This is a genomic window from Corynebacterium tuberculostearicum, from assembly GCF_022347235.1.
Classification (GTDB): domain Bacteria; phylum Actinomycetota; class Actinomycetes; order Mycobacteriales; family Mycobacteriaceae; genus Corynebacterium; species Corynebacterium tuberculostearicum_F.
The window spans coordinates 129,334-149,097 of the sequence record NZ_JAKRDX010000003.1; the positions used below are offsets into that span (position 1 = coordinate 129,334).

Annotated in this window: 17 protein-coding genes; 10 read left to right on the plus strand and 7 right to left on the minus strand. The window is 59.3% G+C overall.

Going from position 1 to position 19,764, the window contains the following annotated elements; genetic code table 11:
• Nucleotides 1-4 precede the first annotated feature (4 nt).
• Nucleotides 5-1,597, plus strand: a complete 1,593-nt coding sequence (locus MHK09_RS02750) for a hypothetical protein (protein ID WP_250412602.1) — start codon at nt 5-7, stop codon at nt 1,595-1,597.
• A 189-nt stretch (nt 1,598-1,786) separates the two neighbouring features.
• Here MHK09_RS02750 and MHK09_RS02755 read toward each other — a convergent pair whose 3' ends face one another.
• A complete protein-coding gene (locus MHK09_RS02755) occupies nt 1,787-2,248 on the minus strand; it encodes a DUF2631 domain-containing protein (RefSeq protein ID WP_250412603.1) in 462 nt (153 codons plus the stop codon).
• A gap of 177 nt (nt 2,249-2,425) precedes the next feature.
• On the opposite strand from MHK09_RS02755, the gene dxr reads away from it, so the two are divergent.
• The 5 genes from dxr (at nt 2,426) to map (ending at nt 8,952) form a co-directional block, all read left to right on the plus strand.
• Nucleotides 2,426-3,586, plus strand: coding sequence for a 1-deoxy-D-xylulose-5-phosphate reductoisomerase (dxr, locus tag MHK09_RS02760; protein ID WP_250412604.1), 1,161 nt, complete (start codon nt 2,426-2,428; stop codon nt 3,584-3,586).
• Between the two features lie 14 nt (nt 3,587-3,600).
• On the plus strand, nt 3,601-4,809 hold the full coding sequence (locus MHK09_RS02765) for a M50 family metallopeptidase (protein ID WP_250412605.1): 1,209 nt from the start codon (nt 3,601-3,603) through the stop codon (nt 4,807-4,809).
• Between the two features lie 108 nt (nt 4,810-4,917).
• A complete protein-coding gene (ispG, locus tag MHK09_RS02770) occupies nt 4,918-6,081 on the plus strand; it encodes a flavodoxin-dependent (E)-4-hydroxy-3-methylbut-2-enyl-diphosphate synthase (protein ID WP_005328713.1) in 1,164 nt (387 codons plus the stop codon).
• A gap of 81 nt (nt 6,082-6,162) precedes the next feature.
• Nucleotides 6,163-8,016, plus strand: coding sequence for a penicillin-binding transpeptidase domain-containing protein (locus tag MHK09_RS02775; RefSeq protein WP_250412606.1), 1,854 nt, complete (start codon nt 6,163-6,165; stop codon nt 8,014-8,016).
• Between the two features lie 66 nt (nt 8,017-8,082).
• Nucleotides 8,083-8,952 (plus strand): type I methionyl aminopeptidase, encoded by an 870-nt coding sequence (gene map / locus MHK09_RS02780; protein ID WP_005325202.1) that lies wholly within the window; start codon nt 8,083-8,085, stop codon nt 8,950-8,952.
• Nucleotides 8,953-9,146: 194 nt separating this feature from the next.
• Here the strand turns inward: map and MHK09_RS02785 are convergent, their stop codons facing one another.
• The 4 genes from MHK09_RS02785 to MHK09_RS02800 form a co-directional block, all read right to left on the minus strand.
• Complete coding sequence (locus tag MHK09_RS02785) at nt 9,147-9,545, minus strand: hypothetical protein (RefSeq protein ID WP_005328707.1); 399 nt, start codon at nt 9,543-9,545, stop codon at nt 9,147-9,149.
• A 48-nt stretch (nt 9,546-9,593) separates the two neighbouring features.
• Nucleotides 9,594-9,986 carry a hypothetical protein gene (locus MHK09_RS02790; RefSeq protein WP_005328705.1) on the minus strand — a complete coding sequence of 131 codons (393 nt, stop codon included), beginning with the start codon at nt 9,984-9,986 and terminating at the stop codon, nt 9,594-9,596.
• A gap of 316 nt (nt 9,987-10,302) precedes the next feature.
• A complete protein-coding gene (gene mtr / locus MHK09_RS02795; RefSeq protein ID WP_250412607.1) occupies nt 10,303-11,706 on the minus strand; it encodes a mycothione reductase in 1,404 nt (467 codons plus the stop codon).
• 27 nt (nt 11,707-11,733) lie between these two features.
• Entirely contained in the window at nt 11,734-12,762 is a 1,029-nt protein-coding gene (locus MHK09_RS02800; RefSeq protein ID WP_250412608.1) for an alpha/beta hydrolase, read from the minus strand.
• 264 nt (nt 12,763-13,026) lie between these two features.
• On the opposite strand from MHK09_RS02800, the gene mqo reads away from it, so the two are divergent.
• Complete coding sequence (mqo, locus tag MHK09_RS02805; protein ID WP_250412609.1) at nt 13,027-14,523, plus strand: malate dehydrogenase (quinone); 1,497 nt, start codon at nt 13,027-13,029, stop codon at nt 14,521-14,523.
• An 82-nt stretch (nt 14,524-14,605) separates the two neighbouring features.
• Here the strand turns inward: mqo and MHK09_RS02810 are convergent, their stop codons facing one another.
• A complete protein-coding gene (locus MHK09_RS02810) occupies nt 14,606-15,961 on the minus strand; it encodes a protein adenylyltransferase SelO (RefSeq protein WP_250412610.1) in 1,356 nt (451 codons plus the stop codon).
• Nucleotides 15,962-16,783, minus strand: coding sequence for a PhzF family phenazine biosynthesis protein (locus MHK09_RS02815; RefSeq protein ID WP_150850542.1), 822 nt, complete (start codon nt 16,781-16,783; stop codon nt 15,962-15,964).
• A 67-nt stretch (nt 16,784-16,850) separates the two neighbouring features.
• On the opposite strand from MHK09_RS02815, the gene MHK09_RS02820 reads away from it, so the two are divergent.
• The 3 genes from MHK09_RS02820 (at nt 16,851) to MHK09_RS02830 (ending at nt 19,740) form a co-directional block, all read left to right on the plus strand.
• The gene (locus tag MHK09_RS02820; RefSeq protein ID WP_250412611.1) at nt 16,851-18,038 is read left to right on the plus strand and encodes a sensor histidine kinase; all 1,188 of its coding nucleotides are present in this window, start codon (nt 16,851-16,853) and stop codon (nt 18,036-18,038) included.
• Nucleotides 18,031-18,774, plus strand: a complete 744-nt coding sequence (locus tag MHK09_RS02825) for a response regulator (RefSeq protein ID WP_250412612.1) — start codon at nt 18,031-18,033, stop codon at nt 18,772-18,774. Before MHK09_RS02820 ends, MHK09_RS02825 begins: the two co-directional genes overlap by 8 nt.
• 66 nt (nt 18,775-18,840) lie before the next feature.
• Nucleotides 18,841-19,740, plus strand: coding sequence for an ABC transporter ATP-binding protein (locus MHK09_RS02830; protein ID WP_034668533.1), 900 nt, complete (start codon nt 18,841-18,843; stop codon nt 19,738-19,740).
• Nucleotides 19,741-19,764 lie beyond the last annotated feature (24 nt).

Sequence of the window (19,764 nt, forward strand, 5' to 3'; positions counted from 1 at the left end):
CGCAATGACTTCGACGCTCCTCAAGCTGCACCGCACACTGTGGGCGCGCAATCTCAAGGCGAATGCCGCGGCGGTCATGATTCCCATCTGCCTCTTGCTCTACGGTCTCATCGGCCTTGCGTCGCTGGGCGCTCTTGCTGCGGCAGATATCTCCATCGGAACTGGGAACATGCAAGCCCTTACCGTGGCCCCTGCTGTAGGCACGCTGGCCTTTATTGTTATCACCCTCATCATGCCCAGCGGAGAGAATCAGCTTTCTGCCCGTGAGCTTTCCGCGTTGCCGGTGCGGTTAAAAGACATCACACCGGCACTAGCTATTGCCTCAGTACTCAATCTGCGCGCTCCAGTATCTGTCTTGCTCTCCATTGCCTATGCGGTGGCGGGAAGCGTGATTTTGGCGGCCAATGGCAAGGCATTGTTCATCGTGCCCTTCTGCCTGAGCATGCTCTTTGCCCTAGTACTGACGCTGGTTTTAGTGGACCTCGCGGTCTATGTCGGGGTTACTGTCGCGGAGCTAAGCTCGACCACCCTCAAAGTTTTGGGTGCGCTGGCGGTGTTCTTGCTCATCTTTGGTTCTAATCGGCTTGCATCCCTTGCTGGCTCTGACTTCCCATTGGGATCTGTGGGCGAGGGTCTGGCGTGGACGCCCGTTGGCGCACCGGTGGGCTGGGCGCTCGCGCTCGCCCAAGGCGAACCAGTAGTAGCCTTCTTGCAGTTTCTCATCGCCGCGGCGTCGCTGGGTGCAGCCGTGTGGGCGTGGCACCGGTTGCTGCGCTTGCAATTCGAGCGCCGCACACTCTTGTCTCCGGCGCACCAACGCCGCGAAAAGGCGAAAGGAATTAACCGCTTTTCCTTGGGCTCCTTTTCCTATCGCGGACCAGCTGCGATGGAATTTACCCGCTCGCTGCGCTACATCTTCCGTGACTCCCGCCTTATCGGAACCATCATCATGCAGCCGATTTTGGCAATCGTCTTTATCATTCAGGGCTTTACTACTGATTCCGTCATGCCTTCTATAGGAGTGCTATTTCTGGGACTCTTCGGCGGAATTGTAGCCACAAATGATTTTGGCTATGACGGTCCAAGCCTGTGGGTAAAGATGGCCGCACCAGTTCGTCCGCGCACGTTTCTCTACGCGCGGCACTGGGCGCACTTGGCGCCCACAGCCATAACTTTCGTCCTCTCGGCGGCGGTGCTTTTCGCGGTGAGCGCCGACAAAGCGCTCACCGGGTGCTTGATGGTGGTCGCACTGGGAATTTTCATTTCTTCTGCGGGATTGTCATTGCTGCTATCCACCTTTAATCCCTTTGCCACCGCGCGGCCCGGTGGCAGTATGTGGGCAGATAAATCCGGCTACTCGGCCGGTGCCTTCTTAAGCGCCATTTTGAATTTGTTTATTGGCTGGACGCCGATTATCCCTGGCGTCATTCCAATGGCCATCGGCTACGGCTCGAATATGGTACTGGTTGCGCTGGGGTTTATCCTCGTCATCGCGGTTCCAGTTGCGTGTTATATCGTTGCCCTCCGGGTAAGCGGAAAACGCGTGGACAACTCCCTGCCTGAGATTTACGCCAAGGTGGGGCACTGGGTGTCTTAATCCTCCGGCCCCCGCGACAGTGGCCGCATTGCGGCCCTCTCGGGGTCGCGGTTGAGGCCGTGGGGGCTGGGAGTGGGGCCTAAACGACAGGATGTGTTGGTGAGGAGGAGGGGCGTCGCCAAGCGGAGGCATAAAGAAACCGCCGACCTTCGCGGGGAAGGGCGGCGGTAGCTAAAGCGTACTAAAAGCTTAGAGCGTGTACTTGCCGGAGGAAACCGGGGTGGCGTTGTTGGTGCCTGGCTCAACGCGCAGGTGAGAAACGCGGGAAGGCTCAATGTTGAGCGCGCGCAGCTGGGAATCGGTCAGCTCGGCGTATACGCCGGTGTTGGTTTTCTGGTCGTAGACCCAGTCCGGCTCCTGGTGGCCTACTGGCTGGTTGTTGGCGGTCACGGTGCGGACCTGGTGCAGCTTAGGCTGGAAAGCGTGGATGAGCAGGCCAACGGCGAGCAAGATAGCCAAGGCAATGAGCCAGATGGTCTCAACGTGGCCCTTGTGGTTACCAAAGTTGTAGGCAAGCAGGAACAGGACGGAGATCCAACCGGCGATCTGTACGCCAGAGCGGCTGATGCGGGACCAACCGAATCCTGCGGATGGAACGTCCTCAGTAGAAACACCGTCAAATACCTGCGGTACCGGCTTGTGGGAAGACACTTGCTCTCCTTCGCTTCTGCGTGTGTCCGTCTGCGCGATGGGCGTGCGGGCACACCAATGCCATTTGTCTGCTACACATTCTAAAACATCGCACCTGAGATGGCGATTAAACACCCCCGTCGCAGTGCTGCGTACCTGCTGCGTCCGCGCGATGGTGGTGGGCGCTAGGGTGGAGGCGTGACTACTCAGCGAATACTCATTCTTGGTTCCACCGGTTCAATCGGCACGCAGGCTCTGGAAGTCATTGCGGATAATCCCGATAAATTCGACGTCGTGGGAATCGCCGCGGGCGGCTCCAACCCGCAGCTCATCATCGAACAAGCCCGTAGCCTCAACCTTTCGTTTGACCACGTTGCCGTGGCCAACGAGGGTGCCGCGGCCGAGGTGTCGGCCGCTTTAGGCGGTTCGGTTTTGAGTGGCGCCGACGCTGCAGAGCACCTAGTGCGCTCGACCCCGGCCGATACGGTACTCAATGCCTTGGTGGGTTCTTTGGGGCTCAAGGCCACCTTGGCCACCTTGGAGATGGGCGAGTACCTAGCCTTGGCCAATAAGGAATCCCTCGTCGCGGGCGGCACGCTGGTTACGCAAAAGGCGCGCCCTGGCCAGATTATCCCTGTGGACTCGGAACATTCCGCCATGGCGCAGTGCCTGCGTGCCGGCGAGGAAGGGGAGCTGGATAAGCTCGTACTTACCGCCTCTGGTGGCCCCTTCCGCGGTTGGTCGCGCGAAGAGATGTGGGACGTGACCCCTGAGCAGGCAGCGCAGCACCCTACCTGGTCCATGGGGCAGATGAATACCCTCAACTCTGCCACCCTCATCAACAAGGGCCTAGAGCTGATTGAGGCCACCCTGCTCTTTGACATCGCACCTGAGCGCATCGACGTCACTGTGCACCCGCAGTCCATTATTCACTCCATGGCCACCTTCAAGGACGGCTGCACTATTGCCCAGGTCTCGCCGCCGTCGATGAAGCTACCCATTTCGCTAGCGCTGAATTGGCCGCACCGCGTTCCAGGTGCCCAGCCGGCCTTGGATTTTGCGCAGGCGCATGACTGGCGTTTTGAGCCGCTTGACGATGCCGCCTTTCCCGCCGTCAACCTCGCCCGCCGAGCCGCGGCCGAGGGAACAGGGGTCATTTATAATGCCGCCAATGAGGAGGCAGCGGCCGCGTTTTTGTCCGGGCGCATCCATTTCCCGGAGATCGTGGACGTCGTGGGCACGATCCTTGATTCCGCATCCGAGTTTGCTGGTGTAGTCTCTAGCCTCGATGAAATCCTCGCGGTAGAAGGCGAGGCGCGCAGGCGCGCGAATGCGCTGATTGACTCGCTGGCTGACTAGAAAGCTTTCACACCATGGCAAACTTGCTGGGCATTGTGTTTTTCGCCCTCGGCATCGGGCTTACCGTAGCGCTGCACGAAGCAGGCCATATGCTCACCGCGCGCGCCTTTGGCATGCGCGTGCGGCGTTATTTTATTGGCTTTGGGCCGCGCCTATTTTCCTTCCGGAAGGGCCACACGGAATATGGGCTTGCGGCCTTCCCGGTAGGCGGGTTTTGCGATATCGCTGGCATGACGGCCCAGGATGAATTCCTCACCGAGGAAGAAGAGCCCCATGCCATGTATAAAAAGCCGTGGTGGCAGCGCATAATCGTGATGGCCGGCGGCATCGGCGTCAACCTGATCTTGGGCTTTGTCATCCTTTACTTTGTGGCGATGACGGCCGGCCTGCCCAACCCGGATGCTGACGTGCGCCCGCGCGTGGGCGAGGTGACCTGCTCGGCCAATCAAAAGCCGAACCAAGAACTGGAAAAGTGTACAGGTGAAGGCCCCGCTGGAAAGGCCGGCGTGCAGGAGGGCGATATTATTGTGGCCCTCGATGGCAAGAAGCTGGATTCTTTTACCCAGCTGCGCGATGAGGTAATGCAGCGCCCCGGCGAGACCATCACGCTGACGGTTGAGCGCGGTGGGGAAGAAAGGGACTTCACAGTCCACCTCGATACGGTCAAGCGATTGAACCACGACGGCGAGCTAGTGGATGCTGGCTCAATCGGGCTGAGCAATCAGCTAATCGATGTCGTCGAAAAGCACGGCGCCGTCGACGCCCTACCGGCAACCTGGCGCTTTAGCACCTACTCACTGAGCGCAACGATCGACGGGCTGAAGCAATTCCCGGGCAAAATTCCGGGTGTGGTGGCCTCCATCTTCGGCCACGAACGCGAGGCCGATGGCCCAATGTCCGTCGTCGGCGCTTCCCGCGTGGGCGGCGAATTGGCAGAGCGCTCCCTGTGGTCGATGTTCTTTATGATGCTGGCCACGCTGAACTTCTTCCTCGCGCTCTTTAACCTGATTCCGCTGCCGCCTTTCGACGGCGGACATATCGCCGTCATCATTTATGAAAAGCTGCGCGATGGCATCCGCACACTGGCGGGCAAGCCAGCTCTGGGGCCGGCCGATTACACCAAGTTGATGCCGGTGACCTACGTGGTAGCCGCGCTGCTAATGGGCGTTGGTGTCATCGTCATCGTTGCCGATGTGGTCAACCCCATACGGCTATTTGGTTAGCCGCCGCAGCTCCCGCTGCGTGCACTTCAGGCATAAAGCAAGCAGTGCTAGAGTGGGGGCGTTAATCACCCACCGTATGTATTTACTGTGCTTCAACAAGGAGAATTCATGTCGACCCCCATCGGTCTAGGAATCCCAGACGGCCCACCACCAGTCCTGCACCCGCGGCGCAAGACTCGTCAGCTGCAGGTGGGCCCGGTCGGCGTCGGCTCTGACTCGCCCATCTCGGTGCAGTCGATGACCAATACCAAGACGCACGACATTAACGGCACGCTGCAGCAGATCGCGCAGCTGACCGCTTCCGGCTGCGATATCGTGCGCGTGGCTTGCCCTAAGCCCATCGACGCGGAGGCACTTCCGGCCATTGCCAAGAAGTCTCCGATCCCGGTGATTGCGGATATCCACTTCCAGCCGAAGTACATCTTCCAGGCCATCGATGCCGGCTGTGCCGCCGTCCGCGTGAACCCGGGCAATATCCGCGAGTTTGATGGCCGCGTGAAGGAAGTTGCTAAGGCTGCAGGCGATGCCGGCATTCCCATCCGTATCGGCGTGAATGGTGGATCCTTGGACAAGCGCCTGCTGGAAAAATACGGCAAGGCCACCCCGGAGGCGCTAGTAGAGTCCGCGATTTGGGAGGCTGGCCTCTTTGAGGAGCACGGTTATGGCGATATCGCTATTTCCGTTAAGCACTCCGATCCGGTTTTGATGGTGGAGGCCTACCGCCAGCTGGCGGAAAAGACTGATTACCCGCTGCACCTCGGCGTGACCGAAGCTGGTCCGAAGTTCATGGGCACCATCAAGTCTTCGGTTGCCTTCGGTGCACTGCTGGCAGAGGGCATTGGCGATACCATTCGCGTGTCCCTGTCCGCTCCGCCGGTAGAGGAAATCAAGGTGGGCGACCAGATTCTGCAGTCGCTCAACCTGCGCCCGCGCAAGCTGGAGATCGTCTCCTGCCCGTCCTGCGGCCGCGCCCAGGTGGACGTTTATAAGCTGGCGGAGGAAGTTACCGCCGGCTTGGACGGCATGGAGTTCCCGCTGCGCGTTGCCGTGATGGGTTGCGTTGTCAACGGCCCAGGCGAGGCCCGCGATGCCGACCTCGGCGTTGCTTCCGGCAATGGCAAGGGGCAGATCTTTGTTAAGGGCGAGGTCGTTCGCACCGTGCCGGAAGACAAGATCGTGGAAACCCTCATTGAAGAGGCCATGCGCATTGCCGATGAGCAGGGTATGGAAGCCGTGGAAGGCGCCAAGGCTGAGGTTCGCGTAACCCAGTAATTCACCCACTTTGAGCAGACTTCCCCGCACTTCGGTGTGGGGCAGTCTTTTTTGGCGCTTGCGCTGCTAGAGTGCCAAGACATGAAGAAGTTGGTCGCGCTGGTTGCAACTATCACGCTCGCCTCCACCAGCGTGGTTGCCTGTACGCCGAAGCCGGTTTCAGCGGAACCGGTGGCGGAGGAATTCCTCCGGGGGATGGAGTCCCGGAATAATGACGGTTTAGCCGCGCTTACCGACGCCCCCTCGGACGCCACCTCCGCTCTCGATGCCACCTACTCCGGCCTGCAAGCCGAGGGGCTCGACATGGAGCTTGAAGGCGTGGACCAGGATGAGAACCTCGCCACGGCGAACTACAAGGTCACCTGGGACCTGCCCAAGGACCGCACCTTGAGCTATGACACGCAGATGACGCTGACTAAGACTGAGGATGAGTGGACGGTGCGGTGGAAGCCGAGCCTTATCCACCCCGACCTGGGAGCAAATCAGCACCTGGAACTGCGCGCACTGGAAGCAGAGCGCGCCAGCGTGGTTTCTTCCAACGGGGTGGAATTGATGAGCCCGGGGTTGAATTACCGGCTGGTGGTAGATACCAGCTCGCTGGATGATGTGCGGCCCACCGCTTCCAAGATCAGCGGCGCACTGGCTGCCGCCCACCGCCAGGATGACTCCATTGCGGAGATGGATGCCAAGGATCTGGCCAAGAAATTGGAGGAGGCAGACGGCTCCTTTTCCGTCACCATGTTTACGGAGGATCAAGCCAAGGCCGTGCGCCCCAAGGTGGAAGGCATGGACGGCGTGCGCCTCAATGAAGAACCGGCTCTGGTCACCCGCGACCGTGGCCTGGCACCCGATCTGATGTCGCGCGTGCGTTCCGCGGTCCAAGATGAAGTCGATGGCCAAACCGGCTGGTCCATTTCTGTGGTCAATGAAAATGGTGCGGCGCTCTCTGATGTGGAAAAGCACGACCCTGATGCGGCGCCGTCGATCAAGGTAGGTCTGGACTACGACGTGCAGCGGGCCGCGCAGGAGGCGGTCAATGAGCGTGCCGATTCCCAGGCCATGCTCGTAGCCATTCGGCCCTCCAATGGCGATATCTTGGCCGTCGCCCAAACCGAGAAGGCCGATGAAGAGGGCGACGTAGCCCTCCAAGGTCAGTACCCTCCGGGCTCGGTGTTCAAGATTCTCACCGCGGCGGCCGGCGTAGAAAAGCAAGGGCTTAATACCGATACCATCGTTCCGTGCCCTGGCACCATGGATATCTTTGGCCGCGTGGTGACCAACTACAATGCCTTCGCCCTAGGTAGCGTTCCGCTCAGCCAAGCCTTTGCACAATCGTGCAACACTACCTTCGCGGATATCTCCACCAAGCTTAAGCCTGGTGAGTTGAAGGATATGGGCAAAAAGTTTGGCTTCGGCGTGGAATACGAAATCCCAGGCCTTACTACCATTACCGGTTCCATTCCGGAGGGCAAAGAACCACTCGAGCGCACTGAAGCTGGCTATGGACAGGGTTACGACTTGGCTAGCCCTTTCGGCATGGCGCTTGTCTCCGCAACGGTTGCCAATGGCAAGACGCCTACGCCCACGCTTATCGAAGGCCACGAAACCAAAGCCTCCGATAAGCCGCAGCAGATTTCGAAGCCTGTGCTAGATAACGTCCGCGCCATGATGCGCCAAGTGGTTACTAGCGGTACCGCACGCAGCATGGCGGCGGGCGGCACGATTTACGGCAAGACCGGTGAGGCCGAGATTAACGAGGGCTCGCACGCCTGGTTTACCGGTTACCGGGAAGAAGACGATATCGCCTTTGCCACCCTCGTGGTTTTGGGCGGCGGCTCCGATGTCTCGGTCAATATCACTAGCAACTTCTTGCAGAAGGTCGATGACTACCGGTCCGGACCGCACGAGGGTGCGGCTCCGCCGGCCGAAGGGTAGAAACCCCGCCTGCCCTCGTGACCCCGGCTGCTGCATTATGGGCGCAGAGGACTACCATGGGAAACCATGAGTAATCGAGGAAAGCTAAAGCCAGGCAAGCCCACTCCGATCCTCACCGTGCCGGAGAGCATCGAGCGCCCCGAGTACGTGTGGAAAGACGAGGTGCAGGAGGCCGTAGGCGAGCCCTACGTCCAGTCCCCAGAGGTCATTGAGAAGATGCGTGAGGCCTGCAAGATCGCAGCCAACGCCCTCAAGGAGGCCGGAAAGGCCGTGCAGCCGGGCGTAACCACTGATTACGTGGACCGCGTGGCGCACGAGTACATGTGCGACCACGGCGCTTACCCGTCCACGCTGGGCTACCGCGGCTTCCCCAAGTCCAGCTGCGTGTCCCTCAACGAGATTGTCTGCCACGGCATCCCGGATACCACCGTGATTGAGGATGGCGACATCGTCAATATCGATATCACCGCTTATAAGAACGGCGTCCACGGCGACAATAACGCCACCTTCCTCGCCGGTAATGTCTCCGAGGAACACCGCCTGCTGGTAGAGCGCACCAAGGAGGCCACCATGCGCGGCATCAAGGCCGCAAAGCCCGGCCGTGAGATTAACGTCATTGGCCGCGTTATTGAGTCTTATGCCAAGCGCTTCGGCTACAACGTCGTGCGCGATTTCACCGGCCACGGCGTCGGACCAACCTTCCACAACGGTCTTGTGGTCCTACACCATGACTCGACCGTGTACCGCGACATCCTTGAGCCTGGCATGACCCTAACCGTTGAGCCGATGATTAACCTCGGCTCCTTGGATTACGAGATCTGGGATGATGACTGGACCGTCCAAAACACCGACGGCAAGTTCACTGCCCAGTTTGAGCACACCCTCGTCATCACCGAAGACGGCAATGAAATCCTTACCATTCCAGATGAGGACTAGTACTTAGTCTCAGAACAAACTGAAGGCCGCCTCCATTTCCAGAGAAGGGGAGTGGAGGCGGCCTTTGTATTCTTGCCGACTTCCCACGGAGCAGTCGGCCGTATCGGAGCGACTATATATAGCAAAAAGGGCCTCGTTACAAGAACGAGGCCCGTGCAAGCCCTAGCTATCTAGAGCCAATCTGCGGCTAACAATTAGCGGCGGAAGATTGGGTCCAGGATGTGCTGCGGGATGATGCCGTTGTAAACAGCGTAGTTGTAAGCGCCGATGATTGCGCCGATAACGGAGGTGATGCCCAGTGCGGTAGCACCCTTCTTCCAGTTGGAAGCCCACTCCGGGATGGTTTCGGAGGTTTCCTTGCCGAACATGTCCTCGCCGGTGACCTGGTTGTCTGCAGTTACTACCGGCTTGCCGTCCTCGCCCGGAGTCCATGCGCCCCACTCCTTGCCCTTCTGGGTGAAGGAGCTGGAGGACAGGGAGGAACCGGTGCTCTCGTTGGCGGTGGAGGACTCTGCAGAAGCGACGGCAACGCCGCCGAAAGCTACGGTGACAGCGGTAGCAGCAGCAACGGCTGCGGTGCGGAAGTTACGCATTGTGAAAATTACCTTTCGGAAGTTTTGATTGAGCCGTGTGGCTGTTGCTTAGAAGGACGGGCCGTGTACGAAGAAGTTGTAAACAGGGCCGATGATGCCGCCGAGCAGGGCACCAACGCCTGCTACAACGGTTGCACCGTAGAAGACCTTTGCCCATGCTGGCTGGCCGGAGAAGTCCTTGGAAGAACCAAAGATGGCAACGCCGTTAGCTGCCTTGTCGCCCTCGAGCTTGTGGCCAAGCTTGGAGGACAGGGAAGGGGTGTAGTCCTCTGGAGTCTGGTCTTCGGCCTGGCCTTTACCAGTCTTGGAAGGGTTAGCCTGCTCTACGGTGACGTTGTTGCCGTTCTGGTTGACGGTGTCGGCAGCGGAAGCGACGGTGGTGCCGCCGAAGGCAACGGCGAGAGCGGTTGCGCCAGCGATTGCTGCATTGCGGATACGCATATCAAAATTCCTTAAAAGTCGTACTTGCAAGGCTTCCGCACTGGGAAACCAAAGTGTTATTGAATACACAGGAGGTATTCATAAACACGCGGTAGCCGTGTTCGTATCGGCTCGAGCCGGTGTCCCAAGTGAATTTAGTAAAACTCCCGTCCTTTTGCACGTCAAAGACCGGAATTTCAGCGATTAAATTAATTTGGGCCCCTTTATGGTGGTGAATTTCCTGAAATTGTGAATGGGGCTTCCTTGGCGTGAAGTGGGAAAACGTCCTAAACCCTGGGAAGAGACTGGAGGAGTGTGAGAAGGATCACGTAACAGTTCACTTATTCCACTCCAGTCCCAAAAGGGCATTTTCCACTACTTCTGGCAGCGCAGGGTGGATCCAATATTGGTTGCGAGTGAACTCCCGCATGTCCAACTTGTAGGCCATCGCGGTAATCAATTGCTGGATCAAGGTAGATGCCTGTGGACCCATCAGGTGCGCGCCGAGAAGCTGCCCAGTGGCGCGGTCTGCTACCAGCTTGCAGATGCCGGTGTGATCTTCCATAGCCCAGCCGTAGGCAACGTCGCCAAAGTTCTGTACCTTGACGGTGACGTCGAAGCCCTTCTGGCGTGCCTGCTTCTCAGTTAGGCCCACTGTGGCGATTTGTGGGTGGGTAAAGATCGCGGCAGGGACATTGTCGTGGGGCAGTGGGCGGAGATCTTCGGGGTGGAGCAGGTTGTGCTGCACGGCGCGGGTCTCCGCATTGGCTACGTGCTTGAGCATATATGGAGAAGAGACATCGCCAAGCGCCCAAACACCCTCGGCGGTGGTGCGGCCGAACTCGTCGGTGCTCACGCGGGCGTCGGCAAGCAGTTCAATGCCCGCCTTGTCCAGATCCATCTGATCGCCGTTTGGGGTGCGCCCAGTAGCAACCAGAATCGCTTCTGCTTCCACGGACTCACCATTGTCGAGCTCCAACCGCACGCCCGTGTCAGTTTCCTCGAGCTTGGTGCCATTGGCTATGCGCACGTCGAAGCGATCGCGAGCAATCTGGTTGAAGCGGCTAGATAGGTCATCATCCAGGTGGCGTAGCAAGGTCTCGGAGCGATTGACCACGGTCACCTTGGTGCCGAGGCCGTCAAAGACATGGGCAAACTCCATGGCGATATAGCCACCGCCTACCACAATGAGGCTTTCTGGCTGGTGGTCCATGCGCATGATGTCTTCATTGGTGTAGTACTTCACGCCCGAGTTGGCATAGACCTCCGGAATGACCGGACGGGAGCCGGCGGCAATGACGATCTGGTCGCCGCTGATGACATGCTCGCCGGTCTGAATGGTCTTCGGGCCGACGAAACGGGCGTGCTCATCAAACACGGTAATGTTCGGGGTTTCTTCGCCGCGACGGTACTGTTCGCCGCCCTGGGCAATCTGGTCGATGCGGTTGGTAAAGACCCGGTCCACGATGGAATCCCAATCCACGCTAGTGACCTGAGCATCAAGGCCGAGCCGGCCGGCCTCGCGCGCCGCTAGGGCAATATCGGCGGCGTAGACATACATCTTGGTGGGAATGCAGCCTACGTTGAGGCAGGTGCCGCCAAAGGTGCCCTTTTCAATGATGGCGATTTTCTGGTCATCAAAATCCGGGCTAGGGATGGAGTTTCCGGAGCCAGTGCCGATGATGATGAGGTCGAAATGTTCCTCGGCAGCGGGCGTGTGGGACTGGTGTGAAGTAGTCACGTTTATTCCTTATATATAGGGACTAAATTACTGAGTGGATTGTGGGGCTTCGAGGACGGTGGGCAGCCACTTGTCACAGGCGTCAAAAGCTTCTTGCAGCGGGTCCGGAAGCGATAGGAACACATCGTGCCTAGCCCCCTTGATGGGATGCAAGGTGTAGTGGGCACTAAGTTCCTTTGCCCAGCGCCGCGTTTGTGCAACGTCGATGATGACATCTGCGTGGTTCACGCTGTCGGAGTAGGGCTGGCCCAATTGAGTGCGAGTGGACTGCAGCGTCAAGATGGGGACGCCGGCATCAATGCGGCCGCTGTGGATAGCGTCAAAGCTATGGAATACCGCGGCTATCCAGCCGACATATTTCTTATGGCCGGCCAATGGCTTAAAGCGAAGATCAAAATCCCATTCGCCGTAGAAATCCTTATGCACGGACTCGCCGTAAGCAGTGAGATTGCCACCGGGCAGGGGAGTCATGGGGGCGATGCGGCCCAATGTGTAGAGCAGCGGCTTGAGGGGAGTGAGGACCTGGCCGGGCACGCCCATCATGTCGAGCCATGGACTATTAAGGATGAGGCCCGCCAAGCGCTGGTGGCGTTCTTGGTCAGTTCGGCGCAGATGATCCATCCACAGCGGGGTGATCAAGCCGCCGGTGGAGTGGGCGATGAAGATGACCTCCTCATTGGGGATGGCATCAAGTGCGGCGGTGAGATCTGTAAAGTACAGCGCCAGGTCCGAAGCATAGTGCCACGACTGGCCCGAGCGGCGCGAGCGGCCGCACTTGCGGAGATCGATGGCATAAAAGTCATAACCTTCGGCGGCAAAGTGCTCGGCTACGTGGGTATGGAAGAAATAATCGGTCATGCCGTGTAGCCACACCAGCGCCGGGCGAGACGGGGCGGCTGACTCACGTGCAGTACCACCCGCGTGCTCCGGCGCGTAGTGCACCAGCGTGGTGACCACGTCGCCCTCGCCATCGGGGTCTGTACCCAAGTCAATGGTGGCAGCTTCATAGTCAGGGCCAAGTTTGTCCGGGCCCCATACCGGGGAGTGTGTAACCATGCTTCGATTCTAGGTGCAATGAAGAATTTATGGTGCTGCCGGTGGGGTGGAAATAGTGGGGGCGGAAATTCCCACATTTTCGCCACTGGTCTGGGGGAGAAATCCCAAATTGGATGAGAAAAGCGTAGAGTAAGGCCTTAATGCGTGACGCACTGCCAGGTTGTCATAGTGCAGCAATGGTGGCGCGGGGCGCTAAGCGCTAAAAATCAAGGCGTAGACCGCGCCGATGGATATCTATTTTCAATTCGAAGAGGTAATAACACAGTGTCCTCCGCTAAGAAGACAGCACAGGTTGTAGACGAGGTCGATGTAGCACTAATCGGTGCTGGCATCATGAGCGCCACCCTGGGTGCTATGCTCCGCGAGTTGGAGCCCAGCTGGACCCAAATGGTCTTTGAGCGCCTGGATGGCCCCGCATTGGAATCCTCCTCCCCGTGGAATAACGCCGGTACCGGCCACTCCGCACTGTGCGAGCTGAACTACACCCCGGAGAAGAATGGCCGCATTGATATCTCCAAGGCTCTGGGCATCAACGAGAAGTTCCAGAAGTCTCGCCAGTTCTGGTCCCACCAGCTCAACAACGGTATTCTCACCGACCCGAGCGAATTCATTAACCCGGTTCCGCATGTGTCCTTCGCACAGGGCGAAATCCAGGTGGATTACCTCAAGCGCCGCTATGATGTGCTGAGCGAGAAGCACATGTTCCCGGGCATGCAGTTCTCCGCAGACGATTCCGATTTTGCTGAAAAGCTGCCGCTGATGGCGAAGGGCCGTGACTTCTCCAATAAGGTGGCCATTTCTTGGACCGACGCTGGTACTGACGTCAACTTTGGTGCACTGACTAAGCAGTTCCTGACCGCGGCCAAGGCCTCCGGCACCGAGATCCGCTACGGACATGAGGTCATCGACATCAAGCGTGATGGCTCCGCGTGGAAGGTGTACTCCAAGAACAAGCACACCGGTGACATCACCGTAGTCAAGGCAAAGTTCGTCTTCGTAGGTGCCGGCGGTTACGCCCTGGACCTGCTGCGCAAGGCAAAGGTGAAGGAAGTTGCCGGTTACGCAGGCTTCCCGGTATCCGGTCTGTGGCTGCGCTCCAAGAACCCTGAGCTTATTGAGCAGCACCAGGCGAAGGTCTACGGCAAGGCTGCCGTGGGTGCCCCGCCAATGTCCGTGCCGCACCTGGATACCCGCGTGATCGACGGCGAGAAGGGCCTGCTCTTCGGACCTTACGGTGGTTGGAGCCCGAAGTTCCTGAAGAAGGGCACCTACCTGGACTTGTTCAAGTCCATCCGCCCAGACAACATCACCTCTTACCTTGGTGTTGCCGTGCAGGAGTTCGGCCTGACCAAGTACCTGGTCGATGAGGTGCGCAAGAGCTTCTCGGACCGCGTGGAAGCCCTGCGCGAGTACGTACCGGAAGCAAAGGAAAGCGACTGGGAGACCGTTATCGCTGGCCAGCGCGTCCAGGTGATTAAGCCTGCTGGTGCTCCGCAGTTCGGTTCCCTCGAGTTCGGCACCACCCTGGTGAATAACCAGGAGGGCAATATCGCCGGCCTGCTCGGCGCTTCCCCGGGTGCATCCATTGCCCCGGCCGTCATGCTGGAGCTGCTGGAGCGTTGCTTCGGCGAGCACATGATTGATTGGGCAGACAAGATTCGCGAGATGGTTCCGTCTTATGGCATCAAGCTGCGCAGCGATCAAAAGCTGTACGACGAGATGTGGGAGTACACCCAAAAGACCCTGAAGCTGGACCGCTAAAGCCAGCTTCTGTCTCGTAAGCCCCTGCACCGCTGCCGTTGCGGTGCAGGGGCTTCGTGCGCTTTGGGAAGGCGGGGAGGGATTAGGTACCGCAGTAGGTGAGGTAGCCCTCGAGACCGTTAGGATCCGGCGATTCGAACGTTGGGTTGGGCTCCCACGGGTGGGTGACCGCGTGGAGGAGCTCTCGGAAGGGGCCCATCTCTCCGCGTTCGGCAGCATCCAGCGCGGATTCCACGGCGAGGTTGCGCGGGATAACCCGCGGCATGGCGCTGTCAATACGGGAAGGATCGGGAGAGGACGCAAGGTAGTCGTCCAAAAAGTCTCCCTCGGCAAAGAGCTTGCGGGCGTGGGTGGGGTGGCCCGCGGCGGCGTCGGCAAGAGCGCGGTGAGCCAGCGTGATATCTGGGCCGTTGAGCTGCATGGCAGCCGCATAAGAAGAAGCGACTTCTCGAGAGGTATCCAAAGCCTTTGCTAAATCTGCCCTGTGCTGGTCCTCAAAGCGGTCGGTAAAGCCGTTGATGGATTCTTGGGCAAAGTCCATGGCCTTTTTCATGTCCATATCAAAAAGCGGCAGGAGGGACTCCGCCAAGCGCGCTAGATTCCAGCCCAGGATGGAAGGTTGATTGCCAAAGGCATAACGGCCTTGCCTATCGATGCTGGAAAAGACCGTCGCGGGCGAATAGGCCTCCATGAAGGCGCAGGGGCCATAGTCAATGGTTTCGCCAGAGATGGTGGTGTTATCCGTATTCATCACGCCGTGGATAAAGCCCAAGCGCATCCAACGGGACACGGTGCGGATCTGCGCATCCATCACCTGGGTGAAAAATTCCTGGTAGTCCGCGCCAGGGTAGTGGCGCGCAATGGCATAGTCGGCCAACTGCCGGGTGTAATCCGTCTGCGCGGCTAGGTGAAAGGTGCCGACGCGGATATGGCTGGCTGCCACGCGTACCACAATGCTGGCGGGTTGCACGTGCCCGCGCTGAATGGGCCGTCCGGTGGAGATAACCGCCAGCGCCCGGGTGGTGGGAACACCCAAGGCATACATAGCCTCAGAGACTAGGTATTCGCGCAGCATGGAAGACAGCGTTCCGCGGCCATCGGACCCGAGGCGGGAAAAGGGAGTAAGTCCAGTTCCCTTGGCATGGAGATCCCATAGCCGCCCGTCCTTATCCACCTCGCCCAAGAGCATGGCCCGGCCGTCTCCCATCTGCGGGTTAAACGCACCGAATTGGAAGCCGGAATAGGCCATGGCGTGGCCGCCCGCGCGGCCGGTAAGGAAATCCATGCCCTCGGAGGAGCGCAGCCAGTCCGGGTCAAAGCCCAACTGCCTGGCCAGTTCCTCGTTTAGGATGACCATCTCTGGGTTCGGCTGCTCCTCACCCTCGGTGGGGCGAACCAGGTGGGGAAGCTTCTGGGCAAAATCGTGGTGTAGCTGCATCTAAACCTCCAGTGTTCCGCGCACGCGAATCTGGGCGCGACCGCCTACCCAAATATCCGTGCCGTCATCGTTGATAAATACTTCGCCCGCCCGGCCAATCTGGCTGCCTTGTGTTGCGGTATAACGCGTTGGCACCAGGTTACGCGAGCGCATAAACTGCGCGGCGCCGCCATTGAAAGAACCGGTGACTGGGTCTTCAAATTGCGTGGTAAAGGCCCGAACCTCATAGGCCGGCTCGCCCTCTGCGGCGTTGGGATTAAGGCCCACAACGCCGACCTTGGGGCGCTCGCCCTGGGGCTTAACCGCACGCACCGCCTCGGCATCGCGTAATTGGAGCAGGCGCCAGCCCGGGCCATTGTCCACCCAGCCATGGTCCACAATATCCGCGCTATCTAGGCAGAGCCCACCGCAGGCCTCCTTCAGTTCCGCCGGGCTTAGCGGTTCTTCGCGGTGCAGCGGCGGGGTAGCAAAGGACAAGACTTCGCCCTCTTGGCGGACGGTTACCAAGCCCACGCCGCATTCTTGGACGATAGTTCCCTCCGTCTGCGGGCTATTGCCCAGCGCCCGCCACGCGGCAGCGCTGCCCAAGGTGGGGTGGCCGGCAAAATCGAACTCCTCGTATGGAGTGAAAATTCGAACGCGGTAATCCGCACGGGAGTCGTGAGGTTCGAGCAAGAAGGTGGTCTCAGAAAAGTTGGTCCAGTTCGCGATTGCCTGCATTTGCTCGGTACTTAGGCCATCGGCGCCCGCGATCACCGCCAAGGCATTGCCGTTAAAGGCACCCGTGGCAAAAACATCAACCTCAAAGAACTCGTGCTGCATGCTCGCCAGTCTAGTCAGCCCCAGGGATGAGGACTAAGGCTTAGAGCCTGCGCTAGCCTAGAAAGCCATGAAGAAGCTATGGCCCGATGCACTTCGCGCGTGGGTAGGCCCACCGTGGAGAATTCTCATTCCGCTGTTTTTCTGGACTTCTTCGGTGCGGGTGGCAGAAGGTGTTATTGATGGATCCTCGCCTTTCCAAATGTTGGTCCTCGTGCTTTATGCAGTCGGTATTCCACTAGCATTATGGCTGCACCCCAAGCTCAAGGAGTACGCCATTGGCTTCATCGCAGTAATACTAACGGTGTGTATCTTTACCCCGCTGGCTGCCATGGGTAACGCTCACTTCTTCCCAGTGGCATACTGCGTATTTCTTATAGGCGCACATTCACCCAAGCGCTTACAACGGTTCTGGATAGGGTGGATTGCCTTAGGCACCTTGGCGGCCACTGCAGCGGACCTTTATGGGCGGAGATTCATAGATGGCATCGACTTTGGTCTGGAAGATGCCAACAGCATCGGCCCTCTGCCTGCTTTCGGCTCCGTCGTTATCATCGCGTGGCCCGTCATGGGCTTTTTCTTCTTGCTGGGCACCAATGACCGCAAAAAGCGCGAGGACCAGCAGCTGCTGATTGAACGTGCGGAAATGGCTGGTGCGGTAGAGCGCAACCGCATTGCCCGCGAGATGCACGACATCGTGGCGCATAACTTAGCGGGCGTTATTGCACTTGCCGACGGCGCCCGGTTCGCCGCTGCCAAAAATCCCGCAGCGGCCACAGAAGCATTGGAGACCATCGCCTCTACCTCCCGCGATTCCCTCAAGCAAATGCGCGGATTGCTCTCTGTGCTGCGAGATGGCGATTCCCGCGCCGATACCAAGGCGCCTGGCGCGAGCGATATTGCCGGCCTCATCTCGGAAGCCCGTCGCAGCGGCTTCGATATCACCGTGCACGGGCTAGAGGACCTGCCGACCGAAAGCGACGAGCTCTACCAATTCACCGTCTACCGCGTGGTGCAAGAAATTTTGACCAATATGCTCAAGCATTCCCGCGATAAAAGGGGAGTGCTGCGCTTCCGCTCTACTGGAAACGGCCTAGTATTGAGCGCCGATAACCCGGCCGCACGCACGCCGGACAATCACAAGCCCGGTTACGGGCTCATCGGAATGAGCGAGCGCGTTAAGGCCTATGGCGGCAGCGTTGCTACCCGCACTGAGGACGGACACTTCTTTATCACCGTGGAGGTACCCAATGACTAACCCTGAGCAGCCAACAGGTGCGCCTGCCGGCCCCATCCGCATCGGTTTGGTAGATGATCAGCCCCTCGTGCGCGCCGGGTTCGCCATGCTCCTTGGTTCCCAAGAGGATTTGGAGGTTGCCTGGCAGGCCTCCGATGGCGATGAAGTCCTCGACCTCGCCCGCGCGCAGCCTGCCGATATCGTGCTCATGGATGTCCAGATGGCCCGCGTCAATGGCATCGCCGCCACCGAAAGGCTGCTGCCGGAATTCCCGGATACCCAAGTCATTATGCTTACCACCTTCGATGACCAGAACTTTGTCCATGGCGCCATTTCCGCCGGGGCTTCTGGATTCCTGCTCAAAGACGTCGAACCGGAGGAACTCCTCGCCGCCATTCGCACCGTACATTCTGGCGAGGCCGTCCTTTCACCGCGCATTACCGCACAGGTGCTGCAGCAATTGCGCAGCGGGCAGTCCGCGTCACAGCCCGATTCACATGCCACCCCCGTTGCGGCAGCAGCTACCGCCCCTCCGGCAGAAGATCTCACGCCACGCGAGCTAGACGTCCTCAAGCTAATGGCACTGGGGTATTCGAATACCGAAATCTCCGAGTGCGAGTTCGTCTCCATGGCCACGGTCAAGACCCACGTACGCCATATCTTGACGAAAACCGGCTCGCGCGACCGCGTGCATGCTGTGCTCTACGCCCTTACCCATGGCGTGGTCTCGGTGGAGGAACTGCTGTCTCATCCCTAGGTATGACCTGCTAAATCACTCCCAAGGATGGTTACTTTGTGCCGGTCAGGCGGCACGATGGGAACCATGCTCAAAGTTTCACACCTTTCCAAGAATTTCCGTTCCTTTAAAGCAGTAGATGACCTCTCCTTCGAGGTTCCTGACGGTCAAGTCACCGGCTTCCTCGGACCGAATGGTTCCGGCAAATCCACCACCATGCGCATGTGCGTGGGTCTGGAGACTCCGACTTCCGGCACCGCGACTTTTGATGGCACGCCTTTCCGTGAACTGTCCAATCCCGCTGCCACGGTGGGCACCTTGTTGGACGCCAACTGGTTCCACCCGGGCCGCAGCGCCCGTGCTCACCTGGGTTACATGGCCGCGTTGCAGGGCGTGTCCATGAACCACGTGGATGACACCCTGGACCGCGTCGGCCTTACCCAGGTAGCCACCAAGCGCGTGGGCGGCTATTCGCTAGGCATGAAGCAGCGCCTGGGCCTTGCTTGTGCGCTCATCGGCGAGCCGAAGCACTTGCTTCTTGACGAACCCGTCAACGGTCTCGACCCCGAAGGCGTGCACTGGATGCGTGCCCGCATCCGCGAATTCGCCGAGGCTGGCTGCTCCGTGCTGGTTTCCTCCCACCTGCTGTCGGAAATGCAGCTCACCGCAGACCGCCTCGTGGTCATCGGCAAGGGCAAGCTGCTGGGCGAGGGCACCGTGGAGGAGTTCGTCAACGGCACGGGAGGCGCAAGCCTCGAAGTGATTGTGGACCAGCCCGATGAACTCCTGCGGCTGTTGCACGGCACCGATGCGGAGACCTCCTTTGACGGTGAGGTCCTGCGCGTGCGCGGCCTCGAAGGCTCCGACATCGGCCGCATCTGTCTGGATAACCGCATTCTCATCTCCAGCTTGGAACGCAAGCAGCCCTCCCTGGAAGAGGCCTACCTCGGCGCGACAGCCGACCACGTGGCCTACCGCTCCGCCTAAACGCACAACCCAACCTTTAAGGAC

Bases quoted from the DNA above. Each gene is read 5' to 3' on its own strand.
- MHK09_RS02765 (WP_250412605.1), top strand. From the start codon at position 3,601: ATGGCAAACTTGCTGGGCATTGTGTTTTTCGCCCTCGGCATCGGGCTT.
- MHK09_RS02825 (WP_250412612.1), top strand. From the start codon at position 18,031: ATGACTAACCCTGAGCAGCCAACAGGTGCGCCTGCCGGCCCCATCCGC.
- MHK09_RS02785 (WP_005328707.1), bottom strand. From the start codon at position 9,545: ATGCGTAACTTCCGCACCGCAGCCGTTGCTGCTGCTACCGCTGTCACC.
- MHK09_RS02800 (WP_250412608.1), bottom strand. From the start codon at position 12,762: ATGGTTACACACTCCCCGGTATGGGGCCCGGACAAACTTGGCCCTGAC.
- MHK09_RS02775 (WP_250412606.1), top strand. From the start codon at position 6,163: ATGAAGAAGTTGGTCGCGCTGGTTGCAACTATCACGCTCGCCTCCACC.
- MHK09_RS02810 (WP_250412610.1), bottom strand. From the start codon at position 15,961: ATGCAGCTACACCACGATTTTGCCCAGAAGCTTCCCCACCTGGTTCGC.
- MHK09_RS02830 (WP_034668533.1), top strand. From the start codon at position 18,841: ATGCTCAAAGTTTCACACCTTTCCAAGAATTTCCGTTCCTTTAAAGCA.
- MHK09_RS02820 (WP_250412611.1), top strand. From the start codon at position 16,851: ATGAAGAAGCTATGGCCCGATGCACTTCGCGCGTGGGTAGGCCCACCG.
- MHK09_RS02790 (WP_005328705.1), bottom strand. From the start codon at position 9,986: ATGCGTATCCGCAATGCAGCAATCGCTGGCGCAACCGCTCTCGCCGTT.
- MHK09_RS02815 (WP_150850542.1), bottom strand. From the start codon at position 16,783: ATGCAGCACGAGTTCTTTGAGGTTGATGTTTTTGCCACGGGTGCCTTT.
- MHK09_RS02750 (WP_250412602.1), top strand. From the start codon at position 5: ATGACTTCGACGCTCCTCAAGCTGCACCGCACACTGTGGGCGCGCAAT.
- ispG (WP_005328713.1), top strand. From the start codon at position 4,918: ATGTCGACCCCCATCGGTCTAGGAATCCCAGACGGCCCACCACCAGTC.
- map (WP_005325202.1), top strand. From the start codon at position 8,083: ATGAGTAATCGAGGAAAGCTAAAGCCAGGCAAGCCCACTCCGATCCTC.